Source organism: Rhodopseudomonas infernalis, from assembly GCF_022271405.1.
GTDB classification, from domain to species: Bacteria; Pseudomonadota; Alphaproteobacteria; order Rhizobiales; family Xanthobacteraceae; genus Rhodopseudomonas; species Rhodopseudomonas infernalis.
Genome location: NZ_JAJNAL010000002.1, coordinates 101135 through 126350, shown reverse-complemented (window position 1 = coordinate 126350; position 25216 = coordinate 101135). Strand labels below are relative to the sequence as shown.

Annotated in this window: 24 protein-coding genes; 9 read left to right on the top strand and 15 right to left on the bottom strand. The window is 64.5% G+C overall.

What is annotated here, in order from left to right; all coding sequences use genetic code 11:
• Positions 1-237: 237 nt before the first annotated feature.
• The 4 genes from LPW26_RS02290 to LPW26_RS02275 all read right to left on the bottom strand — a co-directional run bounded on the left by LPW26_RS02290 (position 238) and on the right by LPW26_RS02275 (position 3385).
• Positions 238-516, bottom strand: a complete 279-nt coding sequence (locus tag LPW26_RS02290; protein ID WP_238732621.1) for a hypothetical protein — start codon at positions 514-516, stop codon at positions 238-240.
• 16 nt (positions 517-532) lie between these two features.
• The gene (locus tag LPW26_RS02285; RefSeq protein ID WP_238732874.1) at positions 533-1276 is read right to left on the bottom strand and encodes an ABC transporter ATP-binding protein; all 744 of its coding nucleotides are present in this window, start codon (positions 1274-1276) and stop codon (positions 533-535) included.
• 68 nt (positions 1277-1344) lie between these two features.
• Positions 1345-2343: an ABC transporter permease gene (locus LPW26_RS02280; RefSeq protein ID WP_238732620.1), complete on the bottom strand. Its 999-nt coding sequence runs from the start codon at positions 2341-2343 to the stop codon at positions 1345-1347.
• 10 nt (positions 2344-2353) lie between these two features.
• On the bottom strand, positions 2354-3385 hold the full coding sequence (locus LPW26_RS02275; protein ID WP_238732619.1) for an ABC transporter substrate-binding protein: 1032 nt from the start codon (positions 3383-3385) through the stop codon (positions 2354-2356).
• 685 nt (positions 3386-4070) lie between these two features.
• Here LPW26_RS02275 and LPW26_RS02270 point away from each other — a divergent pair.
• Positions 4071-5096, top strand: a complete 1026-nt coding sequence (locus tag LPW26_RS02270; RefSeq protein ID WP_238732618.1) for a pyridoxal phosphate-dependent aminotransferase — start codon at positions 4071-4073, stop codon at positions 5094-5096.
• A gap of 108 nt (positions 5097-5204) precedes the next feature.
• Here LPW26_RS02270 and LPW26_RS02265 read toward each other — a convergent pair whose 3' ends face one another.
• Together LPW26_RS02265 and pufB are read right to left on the bottom strand one after the other, a co-directional pair.
• Positions 5205-5387: a light-harvesting protein gene (locus LPW26_RS02265; protein ID WP_238732617.1), complete on the bottom strand. Its 183-nt coding sequence runs from the start codon at positions 5385-5387 to the stop codon at positions 5205-5207.
• 12 nt (positions 5388-5399) lie between these two features.
• Entirely contained in the window at positions 5400-5555 is a 156-nt protein-coding gene (gene pufB / locus LPW26_RS02260; protein ID WP_238732616.1) for a light-harvesting antenna LH1, beta subunit, read from the bottom strand.
• 739 nt (positions 5556-6294) lie between these two features.
• Here pufB and LPW26_RS02255 point away from each other — a divergent pair.
• From LPW26_RS02255 to LPW26_RS02245, 3 genes are read left to right on the top strand one after another with little or no spacing between them, the layout of a single operon-like run.
• The gene (locus LPW26_RS02255) at positions 6295-6768 is read left to right on the top strand and encodes a thiosulfate oxidation carrier protein SoxY (RefSeq protein WP_238732615.1); all 474 of its coding nucleotides are present in this window, start codon (positions 6295-6297) and stop codon (positions 6766-6768) included.
• Positions 6765-7100 (top strand): thiosulfate oxidation carrier complex protein SoxZ, encoded by a 336-nt coding sequence (locus LPW26_RS02250; protein ID WP_238732614.1) that lies wholly within the window; start codon positions 6765-6767, stop codon positions 7098-7100. The genes LPW26_RS02255 and LPW26_RS02250 overlap by 4 nt, the downstream gene beginning before the upstream one ends.
• Before the next feature lie 2 nt (positions 7101-7102).
• A complete protein-coding gene (locus LPW26_RS02245; protein ID WP_238732613.1) occupies positions 7103-8212 on the top strand; it encodes a threonine aldolase family protein in 1110 nt (369 codons plus the stop codon).
• Between the two features lie 31 nt (positions 8213-8243).
• Here LPW26_RS02245 and LPW26_RS02240 read toward each other — a convergent pair whose 3' ends face one another.
• From LPW26_RS02240 to LPW26_RS02230, 3 genes are read right to left on the bottom strand one after another with little or no spacing between them, the layout of a single operon-like run.
• The gene (locus LPW26_RS02240) at positions 8244-9623 is read right to left on the bottom strand and encodes a nitrogenase component 1 (protein ID WP_238732612.1); all 1380 of its coding nucleotides are present in this window, start codon (positions 9621-9623) and stop codon (positions 8244-8246) included.
• 12 nt (positions 9624-9635) lie between these two features.
• On the bottom strand, positions 9636-11141 hold the full coding sequence (locus tag LPW26_RS02235; protein ID WP_238732611.1) for a nitrogenase component 1: 1506 nt from the start codon (positions 11139-11141) through the stop codon (positions 9636-9638).
• 27 nt (positions 11142-11168) lie between these two features.
• A complete protein-coding gene (locus LPW26_RS02230) occupies positions 11169-12482 on the bottom strand; it encodes an O-acetylhomoserine aminocarboxypropyltransferase/cysteine synthase family protein (RefSeq protein WP_238732610.1) in 1314 nt (437 codons plus the stop codon).
• A 582-nt stretch (positions 12483-13064) separates the two neighbouring features.
• Here LPW26_RS02230 and LPW26_RS02225 point away from each other — a divergent pair.
• Positions 13065-14111, top strand: a complete 1047-nt coding sequence (locus LPW26_RS02225) for an isopenicillin N synthase family dioxygenase (protein ID WP_238732609.1) — start codon at positions 13065-13067, stop codon at positions 14109-14111.
• Between the two features lie 19 nt (positions 14112-14130).
• Here LPW26_RS02225 and LPW26_RS02220 read toward each other — a convergent pair whose 3' ends face one another.
• Entirely contained in the window at positions 14131-15303 is a 1173-nt protein-coding gene (locus tag LPW26_RS02220; protein ID WP_238732608.1) for a trans-sulfuration enzyme family protein, read from the bottom strand.
• A 14-nt stretch (positions 15304-15317) separates the two neighbouring features.
• A complete protein-coding gene (locus LPW26_RS02215) occupies positions 15318-16715 on the bottom strand; it encodes a pyridoxal-phosphate dependent enzyme (RefSeq protein WP_238732607.1) in 1398 nt (465 codons plus the stop codon).
• Between the two features lie 449 nt (positions 16716-17164).
• Between LPW26_RS02215 and LPW26_RS02210 the strand changes: the two genes are divergently transcribed.
• The 4 genes from LPW26_RS02210 (at position 17165) to LPW26_RS02195 (ending at position 19795) form a co-directional block, all read left to right on the top strand.
• Positions 17165-17545 carry a NifB/NifX family molybdenum-iron cluster-binding protein gene (locus tag LPW26_RS02210; RefSeq protein ID WP_238732606.1) on the top strand — a complete coding sequence of 127 codons (381 nt, stop codon included), beginning with the start codon at positions 17165-17167 and terminating at the stop codon, positions 17543-17545.
• On the top strand, positions 17542-18468 hold the full coding sequence (locus LPW26_RS02205) for a radical SAM protein (protein WP_238732605.1): 927 nt from the start codon (positions 17542-17544) through the stop codon (positions 18466-18468). The genes LPW26_RS02210 and LPW26_RS02205 overlap by 4 nt, the downstream gene beginning before the upstream one ends.
• A gap of 54 nt (positions 18469-18522) precedes the next feature.
• On the top strand, positions 18523-19020 hold the full coding sequence (locus tag LPW26_RS02200) for a cupin domain-containing protein (RefSeq protein WP_238732873.1): 498 nt from the start codon (positions 18523-18525) through the stop codon (positions 19018-19020).
• Between the two features lie 301 nt (positions 19021-19321).
• Positions 19322-19795, top strand: coding sequence for an Lrp/AsnC family transcriptional regulator (locus LPW26_RS02195; protein WP_406676836.1), 474 nt, complete (start codon positions 19322-19324; stop codon positions 19793-19795).
• 53 nt (positions 19796-19848) lie between these two features.
• On the opposite strand, the gene xsc is transcribed toward LPW26_RS02195, so the two are convergent.
• From xsc to sauS, 4 genes are all read right to left on the bottom strand, one after another.
• Complete coding sequence (gene xsc / locus LPW26_RS02190) at positions 19849-21618, bottom strand: sulfoacetaldehyde acetyltransferase (RefSeq protein WP_238732604.1); 1770 nt, start codon at positions 21616-21618, stop codon at positions 19849-19851.
• A gap of 80 nt (positions 21619-21698) precedes the next feature.
• Positions 21699-22598 (bottom strand): succinate--CoA ligase subunit alpha, encoded by a 900-nt coding sequence (locus LPW26_RS02185; protein ID WP_238732603.1) that lies wholly within the window; start codon positions 22596-22598, stop codon positions 21699-21701.
• On the bottom strand, positions 22595-23722 hold the full coding sequence (locus LPW26_RS02180; RefSeq protein WP_238732871.1) for an ATP-grasp domain-containing protein: 1128 nt from the start codon (positions 23720-23722) through the stop codon (positions 22595-22597). Before LPW26_RS02180 ends, LPW26_RS02185 begins: the two co-directional genes overlap by 4 nt.
• Positions 23723-23738: 16 nt before the next feature.
• Entirely contained in the window at positions 23739-25178 is a 1440-nt protein-coding gene (gene sauS / locus LPW26_RS02175) for an acylating sulfoacetaldehyde dehydrogenase (RefSeq protein WP_238732602.1), read from the bottom strand.
• Between the last annotated feature and the right edge of the window lie 38 nt (positions 25179-25216).

Genomic DNA, 25216 nt, shown 5'->3' with positions numbered 1-25216 from the left:
ATCCATATGCTGTTTCGCGATTCCTTGACGATCATTTGCAATGAGCGATCAGATCGTCCGATACATAACTAATCACTCAATACCGACACTCGTATCTCATTCGTCCGAGGATTGGCTTTCATAGTCTGCGCCGATGCATGACGCGTTTTCTCCTGCAACCGCGTGCGCAACTCATCGATGCTATGTTTTGATCTTGCGGTATGTACTTGCCGGCGCGCAGCAATGCCGGTCGGACGATCACGGCGCGCGCTTCACGCCGGCGAGACTGAGGCCCGCCGATGCAACACCGACTCCGATCCAGAACGTCCCCCACCAATAGGCGACGATCGCGGCCGGATGCGACCCGCGGCACAGCGCGCGCGCGAGATCGCAGATGCCCGAGCGACCGACCAGACAGGCGGCCGCTTCCGGTGCACTGAGATAGGTGTATTGCACCACGTCCGCATAGGTCAGCCACCACCAGGCGACCGCGGCCAACAGAACCAGAGCTCCGGTGGCGAGGAGAACTTTGCCCACGCGCGTCACGTCGGCCTCACGTGGCGAGGCCGAGCGTGGCCAGAATGCGCCGCCGCAGATCGATCAATTCCGGATCGTCGCGCCGCCGCGGATATGGCTCGTCAAAGGCAAACTCCGCCTTGATCCGCGCCGGCCGCTCGCTGAACACGATGATGCGCGACGCCAGCAGCAGCGCCTCCTCGACGTCGTGGGTGACCAGCAGTGCGGTGAAGCCGTTGCGCTGCCACAGCCGAACCAGTTCGGCCTGCAACGTCAGACGTGTCAGCGAATCCAGTTTCCCGAGTGGCTCGTCGAGCAACAGCAGCGACGGATCATTGACCAGTGCGCGGGCCAGCGAGGCGCGTTGCGCCATGCCGCCGGAGAGTTGATGCGGATAGGCGCAGGCGAAGCCGCCCAGTTCGACCAACGCCAGCGCCTCGTCGACCCGCCCACGCTGCTGCTTCAGCACCCCGCGCGCCTCGAGCCCGGTGGCGACGTTGCTCCAGACGGTGGCCCAGGGAAACAACGTCGGATCCTGAAACACCAGATTGCGCGACGGATCAGGCCGGACCACCGCGTCGCCGTCCGCGAGGATCGCGCCGCTCGACGGCGGCTCCAGCCCTGCGATCAGCCGCAGCAAGGTCGACTTGCCGCACCCGGACGGGCCGAGCAGCGCAACGAATTCGCCGGGCGCCACGCTGAAATCGACCGCTTCGAGAACAGGCAGCGCCGATCCGGACAGGTTGAATTGATGGCTGACCCCGCGGATGTCGACGGCCATGCCAGATGGCGCCCCATCCCGGATCGAGGACGCCGCAATCTCGGCTTCCACGAAAGCTGTGCCCGTCATCAGATGAACCCTTGCTGCCAGCCGAGCAGACGATCGCGAACGACGAACAGCAGCCGGATGATGCCCGCACACAGCAACGCCATGATCAACAGCGCCGCGTAGACGTTGGCGTAGCCCGAATACGCCGTCTGAAACTGGATGTACCAGCCGAGCCCGTATTTGGCGCCGAGCATCTCGGCGACCACCAGCACGGCGAAGGAATAGTACAGCGCCATGAACAGGCCGACGAACACATGCGGCATCGCGGCCGGAATCGCGACGCGGCGGATCAAGTAGCGATTGTCGGCGCCGAGAATCCGGCCGACGTCGTAGAACGCCCGATTGACCGAACCGACGCCGGAGGCCGTCAGAATCGCCACCGGAATGCCGGAAGCGAGCGCGACGATGAAGATGCTGGCGCCGAAGGTTGTCGGAAAGAAATAGAAAGTGCAGGGAATCCACGCCGTCGCCGGCACCGGTCCGATCAGCTTCAACAGCGGCATGCCCCAATAGCTGAACCGCTTCGACCAGCCGAGCGCGACGCCGACAACGTAGCCGACCACGATTCCGGACAGGAAGCCGAGCGCCCACAGCCGCAGCGTATAGCCGATGCAGATCAGCAGCCGCTGGCCGTCGGTGACGTAGACATTCAGAAGCCCGTGCGGCGGCGAGAAGAACGGCTTCGGCAGCCAGCCGAATTTCGCCGTCGTCAATTCCCACAGCGCCAGCCAGATCCCGATCGCGATCAGCCACGGCCCATAGTGGATCAGCACCTCGCCCACCCGGCCGAGCCGATGCACGACCAGCGCCAGCACGATCAAAGCCGCCGCGATGCCGCCGGTGATCAATGCGAAAAACTGTCCGCTGCCCCACGGTACGACATCCGGAAGGCTCACTGTCACGACGCTGGCAGCGCACCAGGACAAGCCGGCCAACAGACCGTCGCGCCACAGCCTTGGAAAGATCGGGACGCGGGCGGTGATCGCGCCCTCGCCGTTCGTCTGCACCGCATCGGTCATCGCAGCGACCTCAGGCCAGCAGATTGACGGTGACGCGCTCGGCGAAGGCCGTCGGATCCGTGGACGAATCCAGCACCTTCACCAGCTTGAGATCTTCCGCCGATCTGCGAATCTGATCGACCAGCGGCTGTCCGATCGGATGGTTGTGCAGCACGAAGGAGCCGAGGATCTCGGTCAGTTCGGCGAGGGTCAGGCCGGCGGGCTTCAACTCGTCGAGATACCACTTCGCCGCTTCTTCGACATGACCGGCGACGTAATCGTGAACCTCGATATTGGCCTCGGCGAGCCGGCGCACCGCATCCTTGTTGGCCTTCAGGAACGGGCCATTGGCGCCGAGCACGCAGCAGGTGTGGCCCTCATACACGCCGGTCTGAGTGTCGGCGATCTTCACCAGATTGAACTTCTTCTCGATCGAGAACGCCCACGGATCGAGATGCGCCGCGATGTCGGCGTCGCCGCGATTGACCGCCTCGCCGACCAGGTCGAACGGCACCACCTTCCAGGTGACGTCGTTTTCCGGATCGATGCCGGCCTTCGCCAACGTGACCTGGAACGCTACCTTGGGCGGCGACACCACATCGTAGCTGGCAATGGTCTTGCCCTTGACGCTGGCGATGTCCTTGATGCCCGAAGCCTGCGAAGCCAGCAACCGTTGACAGCCGCCGTGCGAGCCGACGAACAGCTTGACGTCGAACCCCTGCTCCAGCGGCTTCAGCCAGTCGCCGATCAGCCCCGCGCCGACGTCGGCCTTGCCGGTGGCGAGCGCCTGGATCAGCGTCTGGCCGCTGGCGCCCTGAAAGAACAGTTCGACGTCGAGATTGTGCTTGGCGTAGAGCCCCTTGGCGACGCCGAACCCGAGCGGCGAGTGGCACGCCGCGACCTCGGTCCAGGCCAGCCGCACTTTCGGCGCCGGGCCTGCGATCGCCGGCGAAAAGATGTTGCTGGTCACGGCACCGGCCGACGCCACGAGGCCAGCCGCGCCGGTCGCCTTCAACAACGTGCGACGCGACACACCATCACTCTTGGATTTCGATCGTGACATCAGGTTCTCCAGGATCGGAAATTGCGAGGCTCGCGGGCGTGGAGCCGGATCGTGCTTATGGCGCTTCGGTCACGACGGGCGTGAACGAAGCAGATGGCGGCGAATTGCAGGATCGGCCGCAACATGCCAGCCGGATAAAAAGCCCCCGGGCTCCGCGCCGCCGTTCGCACCTGTCGCAGAAGCGCCGGACGTACATCCGATCCGAGCCTGCGATAGGCGCACGCGACGACAACACAAGCATCGACGGCAATCGCCATGGATCGACATCTCCGCCCGTACGATCGCGAGAGCCCGGGGTAGTGACAACCGCAGCGAATGATGCCGCCGCAGCTACACGGAGTCGAGACACGCGCAAAAATAGCGATGAACACACCGTCTCAATGCAAGCCACGCCGCCGCTATTTTCACGGCACGCACGCGTGTAGTTCATTCCTGCTCCGGCACACACATGAAAAATCAACACCGCCATCGACGCAACGGGACTGCGTCGCCTCAATCAATTACTCAATTACCAACAACATTCGCGATCCAAACCTTACTAATCAGCTCAATTCGTCCGATCAGAACCGCGCCAAAACACAGCTGTTCCGTGCGGGAACCGCGAGGACTGGCACGCGACGGTCTTTGCTTGCTAAATTTTCTGGGCGATGATGGCATGCAAGAGTAACGCCGGGCCGGGACGATGATGACCATTGCTTCGACGACCAAACCGCTTCGCCTGTCACTGAACGAGAACCCAATCGGCCCGTCGCCACGGGCGCTGCAAGCGATCAATGACGCCCTCCCCGGCGTCAGCCGCTATGCCGGCGACGCTATCGCCGCCCTGAAAGCGACCATCGCCGCCGAGGACAATGTCGCTCCGGAGCAAATCGTCCTTGGCGAAGTGCTCAATGTTTTCGGCCTGTATCTGGCTGCGCACGGAGGGCCGGGTAGCGATTTTCTCTATTCCGAGCCGGGCTACACCGCGCTAGTCGACGCAGTTGCGCCGGCCGGCGGCAACGTGGTCGGCGTTCCGCTCGATGATCGTTTGGGAAACGACCTTCCCGCTTTCCTGCAACGACTGAACGCGCAGACCAGAGCGGTCTATCTCGTCAATCCACACAATCCGACCGGCCTCGTCGAAGACAGGCAACGCTTTCTCGATGTCGTGTCCGAGCTTTCACAGCGCACGCTGGTGCTGGTCGACGAAGCCTATCTCGACTTCCTGCCGGATTTCCGCGAGCGAACCGCCGCGCGGCTGCTCAGCCGCGGGGCCCGCGTGGTCGTCTTTCGCACCTTCGCCAAGCTTCACGGCCTTGCCGGGCTCGGCTTCGGCTACGCCCTCGCCCCGCCCGACCTCGCTGCGGCGATGGCGCAGATCGGCATCGGCGCATACTTCAACCTGAACCGGCTCGGCCTCGTCGCCGCAAGCGCCAGCCTCCAGGACCACAGCTTCATCGAGGCCACGCGCACCAGGATCGCGGTCGAGCGCGAGGCGTGGCACGCGCTGTTCCGACAGCACAATCGACGCTTTACCGAGTCCCGCGCCAATTTCGTGTTCTTCGACGCGGGGCGTCCGCAGCGGATGATCGCATCAGAACTGGCGGCCAAGGGGATCGACATCGGCCGCGGTCACCCGCCGCTGGAGAATTGGGTCCGGATCTCGATCGGTACGGCCGCGGAAAACGAAATCGCCCGGCAGGCCGTTGCCGAGTTGCTGCATCGACCGTGAGCGGAAGCGGTGTCGAGCTGATTGTACTTTGACGATGCACGCGACGGAATAATCGAAAGGCCGGGATCCGTAGATCCCGGCCCCGCTTCAAGGTCGCTGAAGCTTCGCTCACCCCGTGCTGACGGAGGTCTCGATCGCGGCCGCCTTGCCGTTCCAGTATTTCGGGAACCAGGTGGTGTGGGTCAGCACCGCGAAGTGAACGAGAATGGCGATCACGGCGACGCTGCCGAGAAACAGCGGCAATCCCACGGTCGGCTTGACGACGGTCCAGATTCTTGCCTGATTTGACATCTGCTGATCTCCTTACTTCAGCCAGGGCGAATAGACGAAAGCGAGAAAGTGAGCGACGATCGCGATCGCGCCGAAGATGCGCGTGCCGTCGATCACATGCTTGTGGATTTCTTCCGATTCCGCGATGGTCAGACCGGTCGGCCAGCCCCTGTTCGGATCGTCTGCCATATTATCACGCTCCTCAATTCCTTAGATCAATGTCGTGCTGAACCTGCACGCAGGTACTGCCGCCAGATCGAACCACGCCAACATTCCGAACAAGCAACGATTGCGACGAATCTTGTCCAGGCAGCGCCTGCTTCCTTGTTAGCAGTCTTCCAAGTATCGATAGACGACGTGTCATCGGTCAATTTCATATTCATCACCCGATCGACAACAATCGGCCATCCACCGTCGCCGCCCCGCATCGTTCATGCTGTTCGATTTGGAAATTGAACTAATCATTCCTAGTTGCAGTCGATTGATCTTTCGATCGCCACTGATCTCGGCCGACGTAGCAGGTCGATCACCATGACGAATCGCGAAGGAAGATGTGCCGGCACGGTTGATCGTCACCGCTTTCCAGCGCTCTCAACACTGCTCCGACAATCGGCTTTGCATGATAGCGGCGCCTGACGCTGCGGTACGAAGCGAGCCTACGGACAACATGCGAGAGGGCGAGCATGGTGGACGGGCGAAGCGGTCGAGCGTACCCCAAGAGGTAGCGACGCAATCGATTCGAAGATCTGTCGCAGGGCGCGAGAATAAGTCGATCGACTTCATCGCGCCGACAGAACGTTCGCCTCCATCGAGCGACATATAAGAGGCCTTACTACTTATTTTTGGCGACCGCTTGCCGAGACCGTTTCGTTCGGGCGATTTTACGCCTCATGCAGCAGATTGATCTCGTGACGTCGGATTCCCCGTGATGAACGAGCATCGGGACAGCACACCGCTTTCGGTCGACCGGCGTGAGATGCTGGTCGCGGCTGCGGTCGGATTGGTCGCATCGATCATTCCGATTGTGAAGGCCCCGACGTCCGATCGAATCGAGGCGGCGATCGGTGAGTTGATAGGAAGCGCGACGCCTCGGGACGGCGGGATTGTGCTGCAAGTTCCGGAGACCGCCGAAAACGGCGCGGCGGTGCCGGTCACCGTCCTGGTCGACAGCCCTATGACTGCGGAGCGCCATGTCCGCGCCATTCACCTCATCGCGACCAGGAACCCCACGCCGGGGATCGCCAGCTTCAGGCTGACGCCAGCCTCCGGCAAGGCCCAGGTTTCGATGCGGATCCGGCTCGCCGAAAGGCAAACGCTTCTGGTGTTTGCCGAACACAGCGACGGCACGGTCGATCGCGCCGCGGCGGAGATCAAGGTGAGTGTCGGAGGGTTCCTGACGTGACCGCTCCGCTCAGCAGCCGCCCGCGCGTCAGGATTCCTCCCGCTGCGAAAGCAGGAGAGATCATCGAGATCCGCACGCTGCTCGAACATCCGATGGAAACCGGTCTGCGCCGGACGCCAGATGGGCAGCCGATCCCTCGCGACATCCTGGCCCGCTTCGAGGCCCAGGCCAATGGCGAGACGTTTCTGCACATCGACTTTCGCAACGCGACCTCAGCCAATCCGGACCTTGTCTTTCACGCGCGCGTTGCCGCTGCGACCGACTTCAAGTTCGTCTGGACCCACGAAGACGGTCGCAGCATCAGCACGTCCGTGCACGTTGCCGTGACCTAGCCATGGTGTACGCGCCCGTCCCCGACGACCCGAGCCTTCCACCGATCCGGATCAATCTGCTCTCGGATACGCAGACAAGGCCGAGCGCGGGCATGCGGGCCGCGATGGCGGCGGCGGACGTTGGCGACGAACAGATCGGCGCCGATCCCACGGTGAACAGCCTGTGCGAGCGCGTCGCCGCGCTGCTCGGCAAGCAGGCCGCCGTGTTCATGCCCTCGGGCACCATCTGCAATATCGCAGCGACGCTCGCGCATTGCCGCCCGGGCGACGAGATCCTGGCGCATGAGGTTGCGCACATCGTTTCGCTCGAGGGCTGCACCCACGCCGCGCTCGGTGGCGTTCAGATCAAAGCATTGCGGGGCGCCAATGGACAATTCTCGCCCGATACGCTCCGCGCAGCGCTTCGTCCGCCGGACCGGCATCAGGCGAAGCAGACGCTGGTGAGCGTCGAGCAGACGACCAATCTCGGCGGCGGCACGGTCTGGGACATCTCCACACTCGCTTCGGTCGCGGCTCTCGCCAAGGCCGCCGGCCTCGCGACGCATATGGACGGCGCACGGCTGCTGAATGCCAGCGTCGCCGCTGGCGTCGCGCCGCTCGAGATGGTGGCGGGCTGGGACTCCGTCTGGATCGATTTCAGCAAAGGCCTCGGCGCGCCGCTCGGCGCGGTGCTCGCCGGGTCACGCGACTTCATCGACGAGGTCTGGCGCTGGAAACAGCGGCTCGGCGGCTCGCTGCGGCAGGCCGGCATCTGTGCCGCCGCCTGCCACTACGCGCTCGATCACAACATCGACCGCCTCGCCGACGATCACGCCAACGCCCGGCTGCTCGCCGACGGGCTATCGCAGTTTGACGGCGTCGACGTGCAGTCCCCCGAGACCAATCTGGTGTTCTTCGACGTCGGCAACGCCGGCATCTCCAATGAAGACCTCACAGCCGCGCTGCGTCAGAACGGTGTTCTGGTTTCGATTATGGGCGGCCGGATGCGCGCCTGCACTCATCTCGACGTCGGCACCGATCTGATCGAAGCGACGCTCGATATCACCCGTGATATTCTTCAGCGCTCCGCCAGCGAAATTAATAAGCCGCGCCAACTCTCAATTGTCAGGTAACGCGACCGCCGGACGACGCCTCGGTTGCGCACTACCCCATCGTGCTGGCGCGAACCACCGTCGTATAGGTGCGCTCGATCAGCGCCAGCGCGCCGCGATAGCCGACATAGGCGCGCGACAGCACGACCTCGTCGGTGCACGGATAGCCGATCTCGACCAGCGGCGCACCGATCTTGTCCGCCAGCGCCGCCTCCCAGGTCGAGCCGAACACGATCGGCAATTCGCCCGTGAAATCGGCCTGCCGGATCAATTCGTGAATCCGGTGACCGTCCTGCTCGAACAGAGCCTCGGCACCCGTGTTATCGGCCAGCGCGCGATATTGCTTCTGGATCGTCTCGCGAAAATCCGCCGGCGGATTCTCGCTGATCACCATCGGACCCGGATTGAGACCGAGCTGCTCAACCAGGAAACTCGCCACCGCGAGATTGTAGGCGCTTTCGCTGACCACGATCGCTGTCGACGGCAGCCGATACTGGCTGGTGCAGCCGGCGTAGAACGAGGCGAAGTCGCGGAGATAGACGTAGTGCTCCTTCTCCTCCTGCGCGATGAAGACCTCCGCACGGGCGCGATCGAGACCTGCGAAATCGACCACCTGGCGCAGGAAGGCGCTGGTGGCCTTGGCGCCGATCGGGATCGTCGGCACGTGCAGGAACGGCTGGCCGTAAAGGTCTTCGAGATGCGCGGCGGTGGCGAGGCCGAGCCACGGCGACAGGACCAGATTGAATTGCGCACGCTGAATCGCGCGCCACTCCTCGACGCCGGCCGACGACGGGCCGAACAGGATGTTGACCTGAAGCCCGATGCCTTCGAGGATCCGCCTGATCTCGGTGAGATCGCCGCGCCAGAACGGATTCTGATAGGGCAGCAACGACCAGACATTGACCAGGCCGTGCTGCAGCGGCGCATCGTTGGTGTCAACGAACTGGTCGATGATAGCGCGAATGACGGTTTCGTGGCCCGTGAAATTATTGCCGCGATAGCCGCTGGTCTCGGCGAAAACGATCGGCACGCCCTGTTTCTGATAGCTCCGCACGACGCTGCCGACGTCGTCGCCGACCAGCCCCGGGATGCAGCCGGACTGCACCACGAACAGATCGGCCTGCATCACCTTCAGCGTCGACCGGATCAGTTCGTCGAGGCGATCGGCGCCGCCGAAGATCACTTCCTGGTTGCCGAGATTGCTGCTCGGCACGTGGAATTCGCCGCCCTGATAGGCGTTGATTCCGGACAGCGCGTGGAATTGCTTGGTGGCGCAGCCCGGTCCGCAATGCGTGATGGGCACCGCACCAGGAATTGCGATCACGCTCGCGAGCGCGCCCAGACTACAGCCGTAGCGAACCTGCTCGATCGCGCCCAGCGAGCTGCAGAACGCGCCGGAAGCGTCGAGATTGTCGGTGACGGGAGACAGCATGCTTGGTCTTTCTCAGGCCGGTTCGGCAATGGCGGCGTAGGGGTCGGTTTCCGCCAGCCACCACGGTTGATACGGGAAGGAGCTGTGCGCGGCGACGTCGTCATAGAACCTCTTGCGCGGCAACACTCGGAGGATAGCGCGGCCGATCGTCAGCAGGCCTTCGTAGCCGAGACCGTCGTTGGAATAGAAGATCGGCAGCACCGGGATTCCCATCCGCCCGGCCAGCACCGCCATCGTGCCGGAGTGACGGCAGATCACGAAGTCCGGCCGCGCCCGCTGCAACGCCGCGTGAGCCTGGAAATGCTGGTCAGGGCTGACCGTGTAGTTCGGCACGTCACCCCAGACGTCGACCAGGTGGCCGAGCGAATCCTGCTGCGGGTCGCCGCTGTCGGTGGCCGGATCGTGGTGGAACGAGAACGCACTATCGACGTCGACGCCCAGTTCGCGCAGATCCGCCAGCAGGCCGTGCGCGAACGCGGCTCCCGCGGCAACGAAGCCGCGCTTGCCTTTGAGCGCGTTGCGCAGCCGCGCCAGCTCCGGCGCGATCCGTGCGCGCTCGCCGGCGATCACGGCCTCGACCTTGTCTTCTGCGCTAGTCAATCGCGCGATGTCGCGCAGCCAATTGTCGGTGGCGTCGAGCCCGTAGGGCAGCGGCGCCTTGACCTCCGGCACGCCGAATTCCTGTTCGAGCCCGGTGGCGAGATAGGACAGCACGAAGCACATCGTGACGGTCGCGGCGGCTTCCGACATCTGCGCCAGCCGCTCCAGCGTGTTGCCGCCCATCACCAGATTGACGCGAAGCCCGAGCGGACCCAGCAATGGCGAGAACACGTCGGGTCCGCCGAGATGAATGACGTTGATCAGATCCGGCTGCCGCTGCGGCGCGTGCGGCACCAGCCGCCGCAGGATGCCGTGCTCGATCACGTCCCAGCCGCTCGACCAGTGCTTCGACTTGAACCCCTCGCAATGCAGGGTCACGACCGGAATGCCGATCTCCTCCTCGACCCGCTTGGCCGCGCCGTCGACATCGTCGCCGATGATCCCGGTCGCGCAGGAGGTGGCGACGAAGATCACGCGCGGATTGTGCCGTTCGAACGCATCGCGGATGGTCTGTTCGAGGCGCTCCACGCCGCCGAACACCATGTCCTGCTCGCCGAGATTGGTGCAGATCGATTTCGGATCTTCGAGCTTCCAGCCGCGCCGCGCCGCGAGATCGCGATAGTAGCGGGCGGTGAACGACTGGCTGGCCGCGCAGCCGATCGGCGAATGCTGCACCACCACCGATTCCTGAATGATCGTGGCGTTGGTGACGGCGATATGCTCGGCGCACATCGAGGCCTGCTGGAATGGGCTCGACTGCTCGCACAGTCGCCGCCCTCCGTTGTCGCAACCTTTGGAGCAGCCATAGGTGAAGGCCGAGTCCCGTACCAGCTGATCGGCGCGACCGTCCCATTGGGTGATGGTGCCGAGCCGCTGGTCGCGGGTTTCGACTTGCGGATTCTTCAGATTGAGCGCCATGGCGCGCCTCGCCTCCTGCAGGATGGATCAGGCCTGGTCGAGCGCCTGCGCGATATCGGCGATGATGTCGTCGACGCTCTCGATGCCGACCGACAGCCGCACGTAGCCGGGCGTGACGCCGGCCGCGAGCTGCTTCTCCGGCGCCAGTTGCGCATGCGTGGTCGACGACGGATGGATCGCCAGGCTGTGCGCGTCACCGATATTGGCGACGTGGAACAGCAGCTTCAGCGAGTTGATGAAGCGGCGGCCGGCCGCGAAGCCGCCGGGGAGTTCGAAGCCGACCAGCGCGCCATAGCCGCCTTGCAGATAGGTGTCGGCGCGTCGGCGCGCATCGCCGCTCTGCAAGCCCGGATAGATCACCGTCTCGACTTTGGGATGCTTCGACAGATAGTCCGCCACCTTGGCCGCGTTGGCGGTCTGCTGCCGGATGCGTAGCGGAAGCGTCTCCAGCCCCTGAATCAGCTGAAACGCATTCTGCGGCGACAGCGCCGGGCCGAGGTCGCGCAGCAGACCGGCGCGCGCCGCGAAGGCGTAAGCCACCGGCCCAAATGGGCGCGCGATGTCCGGCCAGTTGCGGCCGTTGTAGGACGGGTCCGGGCCGGTGATCAGCCGGTGCCGGTCGGCAAACTCCTCCCACGGGAACAAGCCGCTGTCGATGATGACACCGCCGATGGTGGTGCCGTGGCCGCCGATATATTTGGTCGCCGAATGCACCACGATCGATGCGCCGTGGTCGATCGGCCGCGCCAGCAGTGGCGCCGCGGTGTTGTCGATGATCAGCGGGATGCCGAAGCTGCGGCCGATGTCGGCGACTTCGCGGATCGGGAACACGTTGAGCTTCGGGTTCGGCAGCGTCTCGCCGAAGTACAATCTGGTGCGGTCGTCCGTCGCCGCGCGGAACGCCTCAGGATCCGCCGGATCGACGAAGCGCGCCTCGATGCCGAACCGCTCCAGCCGGTTGGCGAAGAAATTCCAGGTACCGCCATAGAGATCGGTGCCGGTGACGATGTTGTCGCCGGCCTGCACCAGCGTCAGCACCGACAGCGCGACGGCCGCCTGCCCCGACGCCAGCGCCAGCGCCGCCGCACCGCCCTCGATCGCCGCGAGACGCTCCTCCAGCACATGCGAGGTCGGATTGCCGATCCGCGAATAGACGAACCCGAACTCCTCGAAGTTCACCAGACGGTCGGCGCGTTCGGTGCTCTGCAGATCGAACGACGTACTCTGATAGATCGGCACCTGCGTCGCGCCGGTCGCCGGATCGGCGCGAAACGAACCGCCGTGCAGCGCGAGCGTATCAATGTTGCCAGGATGAAGCGGTTGGACGGTTTGCAGCGACATGGTCGATGTCCTTCGGTTGGCGGCGATGCGTTACGGTCAGGAGGTCGATCGCTTGCCGCGTGCGATCCGATGGTTGACGGCGCGTGCCGCGGCGTCGCCGAGCAATCGGACGCTCTGCACGATGGCGACGAGAACGACCACCATCACGCTGCCTTCATGCTGCTGATCACGCAGTTACGTCGTCCGTTAAGTACCACCTTCAATGCTAGAGACCGTTTCCGACGTTTTCAATCAGCAGCGCGAGAAGGACCGTCCAAATTCGGCACGCGACGGAAAATGAGATTCGCATTTCCGCCCGCAGGCATCACTCATTGCGTTCTCTGGTACGTTCGTAGTCACCGTCTTGCTCGATGGACCTGCCAGCGCCCCGCTGCAGGCGATCAGGGCGATGGCGGCGACCTCGCCGCATCCGCCGTATCGGCCGAGCGGGAATGACTCTCCATCTTCACCCAGATGGGCGACACAAACTAAGCACGGGCCGACGCATGAAAAGCATGGACGATGCTATTTTCAGCGGCGGCTCGACAGTCGTGTAGGACGCCATCATCATTTGCGCCAATGATCCCAACCGGAGGCCCGCCGATGCCCAGCTCATACCGAACGCTCCCTGTCCTCGACCTCACCCGGTTCGACGCAGGCGACGCCCGGCGCGAAGCATTCCTGCGAGATGTCCGCGATGCGGCTTTCGGCCCCGGCTTTTTCTATCTGGTCGGTCACGGAATCTCCGACCGGCTGATCCGCGACGTGGTGACCGCATCACGCAACTTCTTCTCGCTTCCCGATGCCAACAAGCTCGCGATCGAAATGGTCAACTCCCCACATTTCCGCGGCTACACCCGCGCCGGGCGCGAGTTCACGCGTGGCGCGGCAGATTGGCGCGAACAGCTCGACATCGGCGCCGAGCGTGAGGCCTTCCCGTTCAGCCGGTCGGCGCCGGCGTGGACACGTCTGCAGGGTCCCAACCAATGGCCGGACGCCTTGCCGGAATTGAAGCCGCTGCTGCTGCGCTATCAGCTGGAGGTGACCGCGCTCGCGATCAAGGTGCTGCGGGTGTTCGCTGCCGCGCTCGACCAGCCCGAGGACGTATTCGAACCGATCCACGCGCCATCACCGCACCAGCTTATCAAGATCATCCGCTATCCCGGCCGCGATGCGACCGAGAGCGATCAGGGCGTCGGCGCGCACAAGGATTCCGGCTTTGTCACCATCCTTCTGCAAGACACGGTCGCCGGCCTGCAGGTCGAGACCGACGACGGCTGGATCGATGCGCCGCCGCTGCCCGGTTCGTTCGTCGTGAACATCGGCGAGATTCTCGAACTCGCCTCGAACGGCACGCTGCGCGCCAACGTGCATCGCGTGGTGACGCCGCCGGCCGGCAGCGATCGGCTGTCGGTCGCGTTTTTCCTCGGCGCCCGGCTCGACGCTTCCGTGCCTGTGTTGTCGCTGCCGCCTTCGCTCGCGCCGCACGCGCGGGGCATCACGCAGGATCCCAACAATCCACTGTTCCGCGAAGTCGGCCGCAACTACCTCAAGGGCCGGCTGCGCTCGCATCCCGACGTGGCGCGCCGGCACCACGCCGATCTGCTCGAGGATTTCGCGATCGAGCCGAGCCTCGCCTCCGCCTATTAGCGGAAGCGAGGACCGGCATTCAGAGCACCGCGAGCGCCTGTTCGAGATCGTCGATCAGGTCGTCGGCGTCTTCGATGCCGATCGACAGCCTGATCAGATTTGGGTGGATGTCGCGAGCCAGGCGATCGGGCTCCGGCAGCGACGCATGGCTCATGCTCCACGGCTGCCCAACCAGACTCTCGACCGCGCCCAGACTCTCCGCCAGCGCGAACAGCTTGAACCGGCTGAGCACCGCCACGGTCTGCTGATCGTCCGCCTTGAGATACGCCGCGACCATGCCACCGCCGCCATCCATTTGGCGCGTCGCCAATGCATGCTGGGGATGGCTGGCGAGGCCGGGATAAACCACGCGCTCGACCTTCGGATGCGCTTCGAGCCAGTGCGCCACCGCCAGCGCGTTGGCGTTGTGACGCTGCAGCCGCAACGGCAACGTCTTGATCCCGCGCAGCGCCAGGAAGCTCGAAAACGGATCGAGGATGCCGCCGGTGGCGTTCTGCAGGAATTGCAGCTTCTGGATCAGTTCTGGATCGCGCACCACGATGGCGCCGCCGACGATGTCGGAATGGCCGCCGATATATTTGGTGACCGAGTGAACCACGATGTCGATGCCGTGCTCGAGCGGACGTTGCACCGCCGGCGAGGCGAACGTGTTGTCGACCACGGTGAGCACCTTGTGCTCGCGCCCGATCGCGGCGATCGCTTCGAGGTCCGCCAGCCGCAATGTCGGATTGCTCGGCGTCTCGATCCAGATGAAAGCCGTGTTCGGGCGGAGCGCGGCGCGGAGCGCGTCGAGATTCGCGGGGTCGACGTGAGTGATCGTGAGACCGGCCGAATAGCTGCGGACGCGATGGAACAGCCGCCAGCTTCCGCCATACAGATCATCGGAGGCGACGACGTGGCTGCCCTGTTCGGCCAGTTCGAGCAGCGCTGCTTCCGCCGCGAGACCAGAGGCGAACGCGAAACCGGCGATGCCGCGCTCGGCGTCGGCGATCGCCGCTTCGAATGCCGCCCGTGTCGGGTTCTGTGATCGCGCGTATTCGTACCCTTTGTGCACGCCCGGCGCCGACTGCGCGAATGTCGAGGTGGCGTAGATCGGCGTCGTCACCGCGCCGGTCGCCGGATCGAATTGCTGGCCGCCGTGCACGGCGCGGGTGTTGACGCCTCGTGTCCGGACGTTGGTCGACTTATCCATTGCGTTGAACCTTGTCAGTGAACCTTGCTGCGGAGGTGGTTGATCAGGTCGATCCGGGTGATCAGGCCGAGAAAGCGAACACCGTCGACCACGACCACGACATGGCCGCGATCGAACACCGGCATCAGGCTTTCGAACGGTGCTGACGACTGCACCGTTTCGACGCGTTTGCTCATCGCCAGATGCACCGGCTCGGCGAATTTGGCCGGATTGCCGATCGTCGCCATCAGCAGATCCGATTCATCGATGATCCCGACGACCTGATCGTCGACCAGGACCGGCAGCTGCGACACCTCGTAAAGCTTCATCCGCGAATACGCGAAATTGAGGGTGTCGTCGGGACCGACCGTGATCGATGCGCCTTCGTCGTGGCGACGCACGATCAGATCGCGCAGATCGCCGTCGTGACGGCGCGCGAGGAAGCCCTGATCGGCCATCCAGGTGTCGTTGAACATCTTGGACAGATACTTGTTGCCGCCGTCCGGCAGCAGTGTAACGACCCGCTTCGGGCGGTCCTGCTCCCGGCAATAGCGTAACGCCGCCGCGAGCAGCGTTCCCGACGACGAACCGGCCAGAATTCCTTCGCGGCCCAGCAGCTCTCGCGCGGCATGAAACGATTCCGCGTCGGTGACGGTGTAGCCGCGCGTGACCAACCGCAGATCGGCATTGTCCGGGACGAAGTCTTCGCCGATGCCTTCGACCAGCCAGCTTCCGACCTCGCCGGGCTTGCGCCCTTCGACCACATCGACCAGCACCGATCCCTTCGGATCGGCCAGGATGATCTCGGTCGACGGCGAAGCCCGCGCGAAAAACCGGCCGATGCCGGTCAACGTCCCGCCGGACCCGATGCCGCACACCACGGCATCGACCCGGCGGCCCATCTGCTCCCAGATCTCCGGCCCGGTGCCAGACTCATGCGCCAGCGGATTGGCAGGGTTGGCGAACTGATTGACGAAGACGGCGCCGGGTGTTTCCGCTGCAATCTTGCGAGCGAGGTCCTGATAGTACGCCGGATGCCCTTTGCCGACATCGGACCGGGTCATCACCACATCGGCGCCCATCGCCTTGAGGTGGAGCACCTTCTCCCGGCTCATCTTGTCCGGGATCACCAGAATGAGCCGATAGCCCTTGAGGGACGCGATCAACGCCAGACCGAGGCCGGTGTTGCCGGCGGTCGCCTCGACCAAGGTGCCGCCGGGACGCAATTCTCCGCTGCGCTCGAATGCCTCGATCATCGCCAGCGCCGGACGATCCTTGATCGATCCGCCGGGATTCTGGCCTTCGAGCTTGGCGAACAAGCGGCATGGGCCCGTATCGAGCCGCGCCAGATAAACCAGAGGCGTGTTGCCGATCAAGTCGATGACGCCCGTCGGCGCACGGCCCTTCGGCTGGGCGAATTCTGCCAGGCTCACGATCTGTCCCTCGATTTTCCGCCGCTGCGGATCGCCACGCCGAGACGGGCCCTGCGCAAGGTGATGCTCCCTGCTGATCGTCGTCAATATGCTCGGATTAGTTCAGCAAGAAGCCTGCTCACCGGGCACGATCGCAGCAGAGTTGTTTCAACTACCGATGATCGCGTGGAAGTCGTTTCTCGATCGATGCGAGTCCGGCGCGTGACGACAACGCGAGGCGGTCGCCGTATCGACCATGGTGATCGGGATGGCAGCGACCCACTCGCTACATCCCGGGGATGAGTTCACGTCGTGCGTAGCAGCGGACACCAGCGGCCGACGAAATTTCGAAATGCTCATCACTCTTGCCGCGGGACTACGAAAATTCTTCCTCCGCCGGTTGCGCTAAACAAGGGCGTTCGCACAACGAGACGATTTTACGGATCCGGTTCACAAACCACGTGGTGCCCATGGATTCGCCGACACCGACCGCACGGCAGATCAAAGTCGCGATCGCCACCGGCGACGGCGTCACCGTGACCGAACATTTCGGCTACGCGACGCGATTCCAGATCTGGAATTTCGCCGACGGCACGCCGCACCTGCTGGAAACCAGAACCAACCGGCCCGCCTGCGGAGCGGATCGTCGCGAGGCGCGACGCGAGCCGATGGACGAGTCGGTGGAGCTGGTCGCCGACTGCAGCGCCGTGATCGTCGCACGGATCGGCGAATGCGGCGTCAATCGGCTGACCGCGCTCGGCATTCTCGCCTTCGAGACCGAGGACGCCGTCGACACCGCCGTGCGCGAACTGGCAGAGAGCGGCTTGCTGCGCCGGAGCGTCACGTCATGACCGAAGGCGGCGCCGGTCTATCGCAGACGATGACGACGCCAATGCCGGCGTTTCCAGCGCCGGACGGGAATCGTCACAATGTTCTCCCGTCTGTACAGACCAGCGTCCGGATCACGCGGCTGAATCTTCCGGTCAGTCCCACCTGCAACGTCGACTGTGCCTTCTGCGCCCAGGCGTTCGATCAGCAGGATCATCACTCAGATCAAGCATCCAGGCTGCTGACACCGACGCAGGCGATCGAACTCGTCACAAGAACACGAGCCCTCTCTCCTACGTTGTCGGTAGTAGGCATCTCCGGTCCCGGCGAGCCGCTGGCAACGCACCACGCACTCGACGCGCTCGCGAAAGTGCACGAGCGCTGGCCCGATCTCGCGCTTTGCCTCTCGACCAACGGGTTGCTGCTGCCAGACCAGATCGACCACATCGCCGCGTTCGGCATCACGACCCTGACGGTCACCGTAAACGCCGTCGATCCGGTTATTCAGGCTCGGATCACGCCGTCGATCGCCTGGCGCCACCGCCGGCTCGACGGCATCGAGGCCGCCGAGCGACTGATCGGCAACCAGATCGACGGCATCGCGCAGGCATCGGCCCGAGGCCTTGCCGTCAAGGTCAACACCGTGCTGATCCCCACCGTCAACGAAGACCACATCAGCGACATTGCCGAACGGGTCGCCCATGCCGGCGCGCATCTCATCAACATCATTCCTTTGGTCCCGCAGCACCGCTTCGCGCATCTGCCAGCGCCCGGATTGATGAAGCGCTATGTCGCGCGCGCCGATGCCGAACGCTATCTGCGCGTCTCGCACCATTGCCAGCAATGCGCCGCGGACGCCTGCGGGACAGCGCCAAACGACGAACTCGCTACCGCGCTCTGCAGCGTCGCCGACATCCGGACTGAACCGACTTTTTCACATGGATGAGCCCCCAATCCCCTCACGCATTCGAACACTGCGTGACAAATGAAGGACCACTCAATGGCAACCCTATTGTTCGACGACGGACGCAAAGCGACTGCTGACGACATTGCGCTCCTGGCAAGAACCCATCGCATCGTCGTCGAGCACCAGCCAATTCCGGCAGGGCTGGAGTCGTTGTTGCACCAACCTCTGCTGGATCGCCATGCCGAAGAGCAGTTGCTGTCCGCGGTGCCGCCGCGCCCAGAGTTTCCCGCGCGCGATTTGATCGTGCTGCATCCCGACCGGCCGGACAACGAAGAGTTGGCTACCAAATTCGAGAGCTGGCACCGGCATGGCGGCGACGAAATCCGTCATATCCTCGACGGCGCGGGCGTCTTCGGCGTCATCGTCGACGGCCAGCGGGCCGCGCTTCACGTCGGGCCGGGTGATTTCATCGTGGTGCCGGCAGGTCTCGAGCACAATTTCCGGCTGACCTCGACGCGGCGGATCAAGGCGCTGCGTTATCTCAGCGATGCCGCCGGCTGGGCTGCGGAGTTCACCGGCCGCGCAGCATAGCGGACTCACCCACTCGCGGTCATCGGACTTCCTCCGCGGAGGCCTAAATCGACAGCCGACGATGCCAACGTCATTTGGGCCGCCGCAATGATTAACTCACAGTCGAGGCACGAAGAGTGAGCTGTTCTCCGAAACAAGCGCCTGGGAAAACGCCGTTTCAAATTACGTGAGAGCCGTTGTATTTGCTCGCGCCCCGCCGTTAGATCGGACGTAATCGGTGCCGATCTATCGACGCACGCTCCAATGGCGTCGGCGGTCGGTGATGGCGATGTACTCGAATGCTCTTTGGTTATCGCCCGACATGTCCCGTCCGCTCGATGCACTCGACCGCAAGATCCTGCAGGTGATGCAGGAGAATGCGTCTCTTTCGGTCGCGGCAATCGCCAGTCGGATCGGCCTGTCATCCACACCCTGCTGGAAGCGCATGCAGCGGCTGGAAATGGAGGGCGTCATCACCGGACGGGTGGCGCTGGTCGATCAGGCGAAAATCGGGCTCGGCCTGTCCGTCTTCGTGTTCGTCGAGAGCGGAGATCATTCCAAGGGCTGGCAGGTCCAATTCTCGCAGACCCTCAGCGCCATGCCGGAAGTGATGGAAATCTACCGGATGGCCGGCGACGTCGACTACGTGCTTCGCGTGGTCACGGCCGACATGAAGAGCTTCGACACGTTCTATCGCAAGCTGATCAGCACCGCCTTGCTCAAGAACGTCACATCGCGGTTCGCGATGGAGAAGATCAAGTCGGTCACCGCCCTCCCGGTGCCCATGCCGGACTAGCGTCGAACGACATCGGCGCCCGGGTCGGAGCGGGTCGGACGCCTCCCTCCGCATCATCGCTGCGGACGCATGTCCGCTGGATCGATGCCCGCCACGACCACCGGCTTCTTCATCGCGTCGCGACGGAACGGCTCGCCGAGTTCCTGATTCAGGATCACTTCGATGAAGGTGGTGACGCCGTCGTCCTGCGCCGCGCAGGCCGTGCTGATCGCCGCGGTCAGGTCGCCGGCGGTTCGCGCAACCACGCCCTTCAGCCCGCAAGCTTCCGCCACGCGAGCGTAGCTGAGATTGGGATTGAGTTCGGTGCCGACGAAATTGTCGTCGTACCACAGCGTGGTATTGCGCTTCTCGGCGCCCCATTGATAGTTGCGGAAGATCACCATGGTGATCGCCGGCCACGGCTTGCGACCGATCGAGCCCATCTCGCTCATCGAGATGCCGAAGGCACCGTCGCCGGCGAAGCCGACCACGGGCACGTCGGGCTGGCCGATCTTGGCGCCAACGATCGCCGGAAAGCCATAGCCGCAGGGGCCGAACAGGCCCGGCGCGAGATATTTGCGGCCCTCGTCGAACGTCGGATAGGCGTTGCCGATCGCGCAATTGTTGCCGATGTCGGACGAGATGATCGCCTGCTTCGGCAAACCGTCCTGGATCGCGCGCCAGGCTTGGCGCGGCGACATCCGCTCCGGATCGCGCGTCCGTGCGCGTTCGTTCCAATTGGTACCGTCGTCGTCGTCCTCGTGATCGATCCCCGACAACGCCTGCAGCCACGCCGACTTCGCCTGATGAACGATCGCCTTGCGCGCGTCGCGGCCGGAATCGTCGGCGTGCGGTGCGAGCTCCGCCAATATCTGCCGCGCCACCTGGGCGGCATCGCCAGCGATCGCGACACTCACCGGCTTGGTGAGGCCGATCCGATCCGGGTTGATGTCCACTTGAATCAGCTTGGCGTTGTTCGGCCAGTAGTCGATGCCATAGCCCGGCAGGGTCGAAAACGGATTGAGCCGTGTGCCGAGCGCCAGCACGACGTCGGCCCTGGCGATCACCTCCATCGCGGCCTTGGAGCCGTTGTAGCCGAGCGGGCCGAGCGCCAGCGGGTGGCTGCCGGGGAAGCTGTCATTGTGCTGATAGCCGGAGCACACCGGCGCGTCGAGCCGCTCGGCGAGCGTCACCGTGTCAGCAATCGCATCGCCGATCACCACGCCTGCGCCGGCCAGGATCACCGGAAATTGCGCACCCGACAGCAGCCGCGCCGCCTCGGCGATCGCCGCGGGGCCACCGCTCGGGCGCTCGAAGCTAACGATCTGCGGCAGTTCGATGTCGATCACATGGGTCCAGAAATCGCGCGGCACGTTAATCTGCGCCGGCGCCGAGCCACGGATCGCCTTGCCGATCACGCGGTTCAGCACCTCGGCGATCCGCGACGGATCGCGCACCTCTTCCTGATAGCAGACCATGTCGCGAAACAGCGCCATCTGTTCGACTTCCTGAAAGCCACCCTGCCCGATCGTCTTGTTGGCGGCCTGCGGCGTTACCAGCAGCATCGGCGTGTGATTCCAGTAGGCCGTCTTCACCGAGGTGACGAAATTGGTGATACCCGGCCCGTTCTGCGCAACCAGCATCGCGATCTTCCCGGTCGACCTGGTGAAGCCGTCGCAGATCAGCGCCGCGTTGCCCTCGTGCGCACAATCCCAGAAGATGATGCCGGCCCTCGGAAACAGATCCGAGATCGGCATGAAGGCCGAACCGATGATCCCGAAAGCGTGCTGGATGCCGTGGCGCTGCAGCACTTTGACGAAGGCTTCTTCGGTGGTCATCTTCATGGTCGGTTCCTGTTGGTCGGCTGGATTCGAGAAGATTGGCGATGGCAGCTCACGCAGCAGCTTGCGTTGCGCCCCGGATGTCAGTGACTTGCGACTTGCGGTGGCCGCTCGGCCAATCGACGCCGAACAGCGTCCGGGATCTCCGCCGGGGTGTCGACGACGGTCACTCCCGCACGCTCGAGCGCATTGCGCTTGCCCGCGTAGCTGCCGCCGGACGCGCCGACGATGGCGCCGGCGTGGCCCATCTTCTTGCCGGGCGGCGCCGCGCGGCCGGCGATGAAGGCAACTACCGGCTTCGACATTCCCGCCGCGTGAATCGCCGCGTCTTCCTCCATCGCGCCGCCGATCTCGCCGACCAGGACGACCGCCTGCGTCCGCGGATCGCGATCGAGTGCTTCGAGAGCGTCACGCGTCGTGGTGCCGATCATCGGATCGCCGCCGATGCCGATGAAGGCGGACTGCCCGAGCCCGGCGCGGGTGAGATTCAGCGACACCAGCGTGCCGAGGCTGCCGCTGCGCGACACCACGCCGATCGCACCGGGGCGGAAGATGGTGTCGTTGTGTCCGGGCATGATGCCGACGAAGCCTTCGCCCGGCGTCACCAGTCCGGCCGTGTTCGGCCCAAGAATGCGAGTCCCGTTGATCCGCGCCACCGCATGGATCGCCATCACGTCGTGAATCGGGATGTGCTCGGTCAGCACCACCAGCAGCTTCGCGCCGGCCTCGATCGCGTCGAGCGCCGCATGCTTCGCCAGCGCCGGCGGGATGAACATCACCGCGACGTCGAACGGCGTCTCGGCCATCGCGCGTTGCGCCGACGCATAGATCGGCGCATCGAGATAGATGTCGCCGGCCCGCTTCGGATTGACGCCGGCGACGATGCGGGTGCCGGCGCCAATCATCTTCTCGGTCCAGAACGAGCCCTGCTTGCCGGTGATCCCCTGCACCAGAACGCGGTGCTGCTTGCGGAAGATGATCATGACGCGGCCTCGACGGCAGCCTTGACCGCGTCTTCCATCAGGTCGAACGGCTCGATCCCGAGTTGCTCGCGCACCAGCCGGATCGCCTCGTCTTCGCCGGTGCCGTGAATCGAGAAGAACACCGGGACCGACGGATTCAATTTGTGCCAGGCCTGCACGACGCCTGCGGCCATCACATCGGTCCGCGCGAACGCGCCGCAAAAATTCACGACGAGACTCTTCACTCCGGGATTGTCCAGCACCAGCCCGAGTGCAATCTCCGACTTGGTGTACGCCTCGCCGCCGATCTCGAGGAAATTGGCCGGCCGGCCGCCGTAATGCCGGATGACGTCCATCGTCGTCATGGTCAGCCCGGCGCCGTTGGCGAGTACGCCGACATTGCCGTCGAACTGCAGGAATTTCAGACCGGCGGCCGCGCCACGCCGCTCCAGCTCGGTCGCTGGTTCGGCCGCCGCGGCGGCGGCGAGCACCGGCTGACGAAATGCGGCCGCGTCATCGAGCGTGACCTTGGCATCGAGGGCAACGACACGCCCGTCCACCAGCACCGCCAGCGGATTGATCTCGACCAGTTCGGCGTCGCTGCCAACGAAGGCGTCGTAGAGCCGGACCAGCACATCGACGACTGCGCCGCGCGCGTCGTGCAGATCGAGCCCGGCCGTGAACTGCTCCGCCTCGTCCCGCGTAAAGCCGTGCAGCAGATCGACCTCGTGGCGGCGCAACCTCGCCGGCGCGCGCGCCGCCGTGGCTTCGATTTCGACTCCGCCGTCCGGAGAAAACAGCACGAGCGGGGTGCGGCGCACCGGGTCGCACAGCACAGCGACATAGTACTCCCGCGCGATAGTTGCACGCTGCTCGACCAGCACGCTGAACACCCGATGGCCATCGATGGTCATCGCCAGGATGTCGCGCGCGACCGCTTCGGCCTGCTCGGCGCTATCTGCCGGCCGGATGCCGCCAGCCTTGCCGCGCTTGCCGGTCGGCACCTGCGCCTTGACCATCGCCGGTCCCAGCGCGGCGACGGCAGCGGCGGCTTCCTCGGGCGTCGCGCAAAGGCGCGCCGGCAGCGTCGCGATGCCGGCAGGCGTCAGCACCAGAGTCTTGGCGGCGTATTCGAGCAGATTCATCATCACTGCCCCGGGATCACGACGCGTCGCCGCGCGGCGTGTAGCCGATCTTCGCCCAATGCGGCCCGAACAGCTCCTGCTCGCTCGGACGATCCTCCGGGATCACCCGCACCAGATGAGTGATGTTGAGGAAGTGGCGATAGTTGAGATTTTCGGAGATCGAGTTCTTCTGCCAGGAGCCGCAGCCCATCGACAGCGTGAAGTTGAGACCCGAGTCGAACCCGCCGCCATTGCCGAAGGTGTGGGCAAAATTCACCAGGACGCGCGCGACGTCGAGATCGGCCGCGAGTTCATCGCCGCGCGCGGCGTTGCGCGAATGCAGCCCGACCGAATGGCCGCGCCCCTGGTAAGCGAGAATGTCGTGCACGATCGCCTTGGCGGCGGCGAAGTCGCGAGCGCGATACACCGTGAGCACCAGCGCGAGCTTCTCGCCCGACAGCGGATGCGCTTTTCCGACTCCGACCTCCTCGGCAAGGAAGAACCGCGCCGATGCGGCTTCCGCCGGCAACGCGAACGCGGACGCCAGCACAGAAGCATCCCGCGCGATCAGATTGCGGTCGAGCTTGCCGCCCTGCCACAACGTACTCTCGATCCGCTGCTTCTCCTCCGCGCTGCAGAGATAGGCGCCCGCCTGGCGCAAGGCATCGATCGCCTGATCGTAGACCGCATCGACGATCACCAGCGCGTTCTCCGACGAACAGGAGGTGGCGTTGTCGAAGGTCTTCGACGCCGCGATCTTCGCCGCCGCCTCTGTGAGATCGGCCGTTTCGTCGATGATCACCGGGACGTTGCCGACGCCGACGCCGATGGCCGGCGTGCCGCTGGCGGCCGCACGGCGGACGTTGTCCTGGGATCCAGTAACCACGACGAGATCGACCACTTTCATCAAGGCGTCGGTCGCCTCCTTGGTCACCGGCGCCGGCAGCACCTGCACCAGATCCGGATCCAGCGCGATTGATGCAAGCTCCGCCCGCATCAGCTCGACCGCGCGCGCGGTCGTGGCGTAGCCGAGCGGCGATGGCGCGATGATAATGGCGTTGCGGCCCTTCAGCGCCATCATTGCCTTGTTGACCGGCGTTGCGCCCGGATTGGTCGACGGCGTCAGCGCCGCGACGACACCGATCGGCTTGGCGTATTTGACGAGGCCACGCGCAACGTCCTCCTCGATCACCCCGACGGATTTCACCCGCAGCAGGTCGCGCAGCGTCCCGAACGTCTTGCGCTGCTTCTTCACGATCTTGTCCGGCACATTGCCGAGCGCCGTATCGGCCACCGCGAGCGCCGCCAATTCGCGGGCGCGATCCGGCCGATAGATCGCCCAGGCGAGTGCGCGCACCGCCGAGTCGGCGCTCTCCTGGCTGACGCCGGCGAACGCAGCCTGAGCCTTCCGCGCTCGGCGGACGACGGTTGCGATGACATCGGGGTCCTGCGGGACGAACGTTTCGTTGTCCGCCATCGCACTCGTCATCTGTCCTACCTCGGCAAGCCATTTGC

Bases quoted from the DNA above. Each gene is read 5' to 3' on its own strand.
- LPW26_RS02265 (WP_238732617.1), bottom strand. From the start codon at position 5,387: ATGTCAAATCAGGCAAGAATCTGGACCGTCGTCAAGCCGACCGTGGGA.
- LPW26_RS02235 (WP_238732611.1), bottom strand. From the start codon at position 11,141: ATGGCGCTCAATCTGAAGAATCCGCAAGTCGAAACCCGCGACCAGCGG.
- xsc (WP_238732604.1), bottom strand. From the start codon at position 21,618: ATGAAGATGACCACCGAAGAAGCCTTCGTCAAAGTGCTGCAGCGCCAC.
- LPW26_RS02270 (WP_238732618.1), top strand. From the start codon at position 4,071: ATGACCATTGCTTCGACGACCAAACCGCTTCGCCTGTCACTGAACGAG.
- LPW26_RS02220 (WP_238732608.1), bottom strand. From the start codon at position 15,303: ATGGATAAGTCGACCAACGTCCGGACACGAGGCGTCAACACCCGCGCC.
- LPW26_RS02255 (WP_238732615.1), top strand. From the start codon at position 6,295: ATGAACGAGCATCGGGACAGCACACCGCTTTCGGTCGACCGGCGTGAG.
- sauS (WP_238732602.1), bottom strand. From the start codon at position 25,178: ATGGCGGACAACGAAACGTTCGTCCCGCAGGACCCCGATGTCATCGCA.
- LPW26_RS02230 (WP_238732610.1), bottom strand. From the start codon at position 12,482: ATGTCGCTGCAAACCGTCCAACCGCTTCATCCTGGCAACATTGATACG.
- LPW26_RS02210 (WP_238732606.1), top strand. From the start codon at position 17,165: ATGGATTCGCCGACACCGACCGCACGGCAGATCAAAGTCGCGATCGCC.
- LPW26_RS02180 (WP_238732871.1), bottom strand. From the start codon at position 23,722: ATGAATCTGCTCGAATACGCCGCCAAGACTCTGGTGCTGACGCCTGCC.
- LPW26_RS02245 (WP_238732613.1), top strand. From the start codon at position 7,103: ATGGTGTACGCGCCCGTCCCCGACGACCCGAGCCTTCCACCGATCCGG.
- LPW26_RS02240 (WP_238732612.1), bottom strand. From the start codon at position 9,623: ATGCTGTCTCCCGTCACCGACAATCTCGACGCTTCCGGCGCGTTCTGC.
- LPW26_RS02185 (WP_238732603.1), bottom strand. From the start codon at position 22,598: ATGATCATCTTCCGCAAGCAGCACCGCGTTCTGGTGCAGGGGATCACC.
- LPW26_RS02280 (WP_238732620.1), bottom strand. From the start codon at position 2,343: ATGACCGATGCGGTGCAGACGAACGGCGAGGGCGCGATCACCGCCCGC.
- LPW26_RS02285 (WP_238732874.1), bottom strand. From the start codon at position 1,276: ATGGCCGTCGACATCCGCGGGGTCAGCCATCAATTCAACCTGTCCGGA.
- LPW26_RS02225 (WP_238732609.1), top strand. From the start codon at position 13,065: ATGCCCAGCTCATACCGAACGCTCCCTGTCCTCGACCTCACCCGGTTC.
- LPW26_RS02200 (WP_238732873.1), top strand. From the start codon at position 18,523: ATGGCAACCCTATTGTTCGACGACGGACGCAAAGCGACTGCTGACGAC.
- LPW26_RS02205 (WP_238732605.1), top strand. From the start codon at position 17,542: ATGACCGAAGGCGGCGCCGGTCTATCGCAGACGATGACGACGCCAATG.
- LPW26_RS02275 (WP_238732619.1), bottom strand. From the start codon at position 3,385: ATGTCACGATCGAAATCCAAGAGTGATGGTGTGTCGCGTCGCACGTTG.
- pufB (WP_238732616.1), bottom strand. From the start codon at position 5,555: ATGGCAGACGATCCGAACAGGGGCTGGCCGACCGGTCTGACCATCGCG.
- LPW26_RS02195 (WP_406676836.1), top strand. From the start codon at position 19,322: ATGTCCCGTCCGCTCGATGCACTCGACCGCAAGATCCTGCAGGTGATG.